This is a genomic window from Streptomyces kebangsaanensis (assembly GCF_001906585.1).
GTDB lineage: Bacteria > Actinomycetota > Actinomycetes > Streptomycetales > Streptomycetaceae > Streptomyces > Streptomyces kebangsaanensis.
Genome location: NZ_JUJA01000108.1, coordinates 1 through 5,369, shown reverse-complemented (window position 1 = coordinate 5,369; position 5,369 = coordinate 1). Strand labels below are relative to the sequence as shown.

General features: G+C 69.5%; 5 protein-coding genes. All 5 read right to left on the bottom strand.

The features are described from left to right. The coding region (locus RH94_RS15720; protein WP_073948214.1) for an RNA-guided endonuclease InsQ/TnpB family protein at positions 1–1,040 on the bottom strand (1,040 nt) is incomplete at its 3' end. Between the two features lie 376 nt (positions 1,041–1,416). Further along, complete coding sequence (locus RH94_RS15715; RefSeq protein WP_073948213.1) at positions 1,417–2,016, bottom strand: hypothetical protein; 600 nt, start codon at positions 2,014–2,016, stop codon at positions 1,417–1,419. 10 nt (positions 2,017–2,026) lie between these two features. Then, positions 2,027–2,920, bottom strand: coding sequence for a carbohydrate ABC transporter permease (locus RH94_RS15710; RefSeq protein ID WP_073948212.1), 894 nt, complete (start codon positions 2,918–2,920; stop codon positions 2,027–2,029). Next, complete coding sequence (locus RH94_RS15705; RefSeq protein ID WP_073948211.1) at positions 2,917–3,873, bottom strand: carbohydrate ABC transporter permease; 957 nt, start codon at positions 3,871–3,873, stop codon at positions 2,917–2,919. The genes RH94_RS15710 and RH94_RS15705 overlap by 4 nt, the downstream gene beginning before the upstream one ends. Positions 3,874–3,884: 11 nt before the next feature. Then, on the bottom strand, positions 3,885–5,153 hold the full coding sequence (locus RH94_RS15700) for an ABC transporter substrate-binding protein (RefSeq protein ID WP_407697319.1): 1,269 nt from the start codon (positions 5,151–5,153) through the stop codon (positions 3,885–3,887). Positions 5,154–5,369: the final 216 nt, after the last annotated feature.

The following is a 5,369-nucleotide window of genomic DNA, read 5'->3' as shown; positions in this document are numbered from 1 at the left end:
GCGTGCTTGGTTCTCGCTCCGCACGATCCGCAGTCCATGGTGGTGTGCGCGGGGTGCACCAGACGCACATCCCGCGCGTGCTTGCGGCCCATCTCGATCAGGGCCTGCTTGGTGGCGCCGATCGCGGCGTCGGCCGCCTTGCGCGCCATGCTCGTCTTCGCGAGGAACCTGGGCTTGAAGTCCTCCACCGCGATCACGTCGTGGTCGCGCACCACCCTCTTCGCCCACTTACGGGCGGTGTCCTGCCGCTGCCGGGCGATCTTCGCATACGTCTTCGCCCGCCACCGCTTCGCCTCCCGGTAGCCCTGCGAGGCGGCCTGCCCCTTCTTGGGCCGGCGCCGGGCCATCATCCGGTCGTAGCGGGACAGCTTGGCCTGGGCCTTCCGGCCGTGCTGGGCATGGGGGAGGTCATGGGCGTCGGAGGTGGTGGTGGCGGTCTCCCGCACGCCCCAGTCCACACCGAGCACCGCACCGGTCAGCGGCAGCGGCTGCACCTCGGCCGGCACGACGAACGAGGCGTACCAGTGGCCGAGGCGGTCGCGGTAGACCCGCACCGAGGACGGTGCGGCCGGCAGGGGACGGGACCACACCACGGTCAGGGCGATGCCGCCCGCCAGGTGCAGCCTCCCGTCCTTGAGCCGGAAGCCGCGCCGGGTGTAGTTCAGCGTCGGCTCGGCCCCGTGCTTCTTCCTGGGCCGGGGCATGCCTGCCCGCCGCCGCACGGGCAGCCGGTCCTTGAGATCCTTCAGGGCCTTCGCGCGGGAGGCGGCGAAGTCACGGACGGTCTGCTGCTGCGGCACCGAGGCGCCCGCGGCCAGCCACGAGGTCACCGCGCGGGCCCGGGTCAGCATCCGGTCCAGCCGGGCCGGACCGCACGCCTCCCCCTCCGTGTGGGCCTTCTTCGAGCGGGCCACGCACTCGTTCCAGAGCCACCGGCACCGCCCCCACTCCGCCTCCAGCCCGGTACGGGCCGTGGCCGACACCCGCAGCCGGTAGGTGTACCGGGCGTGCCCGGCCCCCTCCGCCTCCCCCGCCGCCATCCCCGTCACCCCCGGCCCTTGCCCCGATCACCCGACACCCGCCACGTGACCGTACGCACGGCACCCGAACAGCCGCCCCCTCCTTCCGCCACGATTACCCCGATCAGCGAACGTCGGTACACGTGTTCGCATTCGCCCGGCTCCGCCGGACAGGCTGTCAGGGCGCTCCGCGCCGCGGTCGCGGGATGCGATTCCCGCCCGGCGTGAACACCGGGGCCTCCTCGCAAGAGATCAGGTGAAGAGGAAGTCGAGGTGGTCCTCGATCTTCGCCTTGCGGGGGTGAACCGGTCGGGCTCGGCGTACAGGCTGGGGCCGAAGACCCAGGCTTTGATGAGCTGCCGGGGCGTGGTGCCGCTCCGGTACGGGACGCCGGTGATCAGCGGTGCCGGTGCCGTTCCTCCACGGCGACGGCCGCCGCCGCCACGGCCCCGAGCACCGGGACCGCCAGCGGGGCGACGAGCCAGGCGGAGAACACGACGACCGCCAGTCCGCAGACCAGCAGGAAGGACCCGGCGGGGTCGAGGACCGTACGGCGGCCCGCCGCCGCGAGCAGCGCGCGCCAGGAGGCGCCGGGCGCCCAGAGCGCCGCCGCGCGCAGCCCGGCCACGCCGAGGCCGGTCAGCGCGCACAGCCCGACGGCGCCCACGAGCGGACCGCCGGGCAGCCCGGCCCGTACGGCCTGGAGATCGGTCCAGACCACCGCCGCGGCGGCCCACCCGGCGAGCCCGGCGAGCCACCCGCCGCGCAGGGCCGTCCGGAAGTCCGCCGCGAACTCCCGCCATCCGCCGCCCCGGTGAGCGGTGCGACGGCGCAGATGCCGGGCGCCGGCCGCGAAGGCGGCCGGGTAGGTGACCACGCCGAGGCAGGCCACCGCGATCCAGACCCCGGTCAGCAGGCACTCGGCGAAGACACCGAACCCGTCGGCGAACCCTGAACCGCCGCGTGCCTTCACACGTACGCCACGTACGTCGGTCATGGTGGATGCCTCAGCCCTTCAGTCCGGAGGTCGCCATGCCGTCGATCAGGTAGCGCTGGAAGGTGAGGAAGAAGAGCAGCACCGGCAGCAGCGCGACCAGGGACATGGCGATCATGCCGCCGTAGTTGGCGGCCACGCCGTCGGAGTCGCGGAACATCATCAGGCCGAGCGAGACGGTGTACTTGCCGGGTTCGTTGAGGTAGATCAGCGGGCCCATGAAGTCGTTCCAGGCGTTGATGAAGGTGAAGATGGCGCTGGTGATGAGCGCGGGCCGGCACAGCGGCAGCACGATCGACCAGTAGGTCCTGAGGTGCCCGCAGCCGTCGATACGGGCGGCCTCGTCCAGTTCCCGGGGCAGATTCCGCATGAACTGCACCATGAGGAAGACGAAGAAGGCCTCCGTGGCGAGGTACTTGCCGAGCAGCAGCGGCACATAGGTGTTGGTCAGCTGAAGCTTCTGGAACATCACGTACTGCGGGACGAGCAGCACGTGGTACGGCAGCAGGAGCGTGCCGATCATCAGGGCGAACAGTGTGTTCCGCCCGGCGAACCTGATGCGGGCGAAGGCGTACGCGGTCAGCGAGCAGGAGAGCAGGATGCCGGCGACGGAACCGAGCGCGTAGACGAGGGAGTTCTGGAAGAAGGTCCGGATCCCGATGTCGGCGATGCCGTCGGCCAGGTTCTTGAAGTTGGCGAAGATCGGGCGGCCGGGGAACAGCTGGAGGCCGTTGATGATGTCCTTGCTCGGCTTGAACGAGGCGCCGACGAGCCACAGGACGGGATAGAGGACGACCGCCAGGACGGCCAGGGCGCCGATGTGCCAGGCGAGGGAGCCGGCACGGCGGCGGCCGGAGCCGGTGAGCGGCGCACGCGAGGTGGTCGTCGGGGTGGTGGTGGCGCTCATCGGGCGTCCTCCGCGTAGTGCACCCACTTCTTCTGGGACCAGAAGAGGACGGCCGTCACCAGGGCCACCGCGAGCAGCAGCATCCAGGCCATGGCGGAGGCGAAGCCCATCTGGGAGTTCTTGAAGCCCTGCTGGTACAGGTAGCAGGTGTAGACGAGGGTGGCGTCGGCCGGACCGCAGTACGTGTTGGACACGACGTAGGCCGAGCCGAAGATCTGGAACGAGTGGATGGTCTCCAGCAGCACGTTGAAGAAGAGCACCGGGGAGATCATCGGGAGCGTGATGCTCCAGAACTTCCGCAGCGGTCCGGCGCCGTCCATCTCGGCGGCCTCGTACAGCTCACGGGGCACCTGCTTGAGGCCGGCCAGGAAGATGACCATCGGGGCGCCGAACTGCCAGACGGTGAGGGCGACCAGGCAGTACAGGATCCAGTCGGGGTTGCCGACCCAGCCTCCGGCGTGGATGCCGGCGGAGGACATCAGGCGGTCCACGATCGCGTGGTCGGAGAAGAGCGAGCGCCAGACGAAGCCGATGGAGACGCTGGCTCCGATGAGCGAGGGGGCGTAGAAGGCGGCCCGGTAGAAGGCCTGGCCGCGGCGGCTCTGGGCGAGCAGCAGAGCCACGCCGAGGGCGAGCAGCAGCTTCAGCGGGGTACCGATGATCACGTATTCCGCCGTCACCTGGACCGACTTCCGCCACCTGGGATCGTCGAACATCCGGGTGAAGTTGTCCAGGCCGATCCATCTGGGGGCGTTGAAGAGGTTGTAGTCGGTGAACGCGAAGTAGAGGGAGGCCACCATGGGGCCCGCGGTCAGCAGCAGGAAGCCGGCGATCCACGGGGACATGAAGAGGTAGCCGGCCAGGTTCTCCCGGCGGCCCCGCCGCTTGCCGGCGGCGGGCGCGGCGGAGCGGGCCTTCCGGGTGTCGGGCGGAGTCTCCTTGAGGAGCGTCACTGCGGTTCCCCTCAGGCCTGGAAGGCGGCCTGCGACTCGTCGAAGAACTGCTTCACCGCGTCGGAGACCTTGACCTTGCCCAGGCCCAGGTCGCCGCCGATGCGGAGGAAGGCGGCCTCGACGGTGTCGGCACCGGAGGGGTGCGGGGTGATGGTGCCGAGCACGCCGGCCTCGGCGGTGTCCGCCTCGTACCGGGCGATCTCCTTGTTGATCTCGTCGGCCGGCTTGAAGGCGTCGTACTGCTCGGTGCCGGCCAGGATGCCGCGGTCGTAGCCCATGATCCTGCCGACCTCCGGGTCGTGGACCATGAAGTCGATGAACCGGGCGACCTCCTCGGGGTGTGCGGTACGCGCGGAGGCGCTCAGCATCAGGGAGGCGAGGTACTGGCCGGTGTGCTTGCCGTCCGTGGTGGGGATGGGGGCGAGGCCGTAGGTGCTGTCGCCCTCGGAGTGGTAGCGGACGGTGAAGTTGTCCCAGGTGAACTCCGAGGCGCCGTGCCCCGCGGAGAGCGAGGACTTCGGCAGGTCCTGCGCGACGGCCTTCGGGTCCGTGACGATGCCGGCCCTGACCCGGTTGTAGCCGTCCTGCCACCACTCCGTCAGGTCGGCCCGGTCGAAACCGAGTCCGTCCTCGGTGAAGAACGCCTTGCCGTTCTGGCGGAGGTAGAGGTCGTACAGGTACATGATGCCGAAGTAGCCGGTGTCCCCGGGGACGCCGGTCCTGTCGCGGATCGTCTTCAGGGCCTTGAAGAAGTCGTCCCAGGTCCAGCCGGCGTGCGGCTCGACGCCCGCCTTCCGCCAGAGCTTCTTGTCGATCACCAGCGCCATGGTGTTGGAGCCGACCGGGACACCGAGCTGCTTGCCGTCGACCTCGCCGACCTCGGTGACACCGGCGCGGAAGTCGTCCAGGTTCAGGTGGCCCGCGTCGACCTGCGGTCTCAGATCGAGCAGGATTCCCCTCTTGTCGTACTTCCGAAGGAAAGTGACGGCGTTTTGGAAAACGTCCGGGGGATTTCCGCCGGAAGCCTGCGTCTGGAACTTCTCCCAGAAGGATTGGTACGTCTGGAAGTCCGTCTTCACCTTGATCTTCGGATACTTCTTCTCGAAGAGCGCGATGGTCCGGTTGATCCTCTTGGCGCGCTCCTCGGCGCCCCACCACGAGTAACGGATCGTCACCGTCCCGTCCCCGGCACCGCTTCCTCCCCCGCATCCGGTCGTCGCGCCGAGCCCGAGCACGGCCGCCGAAGCTCCGGCCGCCTTCAGAATCGTCCGCCGCTCCATGCTCCCGCCGATTCCCACAGTCAGGCCCTCCCGGCAACGCCGTCCGTCATCATGAATCGTTTCAAGTAAGCGCTTGCTGGCACAAGGTACGGAGGGTCCGGAGGTGCGTCAATGATTCGGACAAGAATTTCTCACCGGGTGCGCGGCGGCACGCCGGCCCATGACCGGCGGGGCGGCGGCGCGCAGAAGCCCACCGAAGTGATCGACACCGCAGGT

Coding starts and splice junctions, on each gene's coding strand:
- RH94_RS15715 (WP_073948213.1), bottom strand. CDS start 2,016: ATGACCGACGTACGTGGCGTACGTGTGAAGGCACGCGGCGGTTCAGGG.
- RH94_RS15710 (WP_073948212.1), bottom strand. CDS start 2,920: ATGAGCGCCACCACCACCCCGACGACCACCTCGCGTGCGCCGCTCACC.
- RH94_RS15700 (WP_407697319.1), bottom strand. CDS start 5,153: ATGGAGCGGCGGACGATTCTGAAGGCGGCCGGAGCTTCGGCGGCCGTG.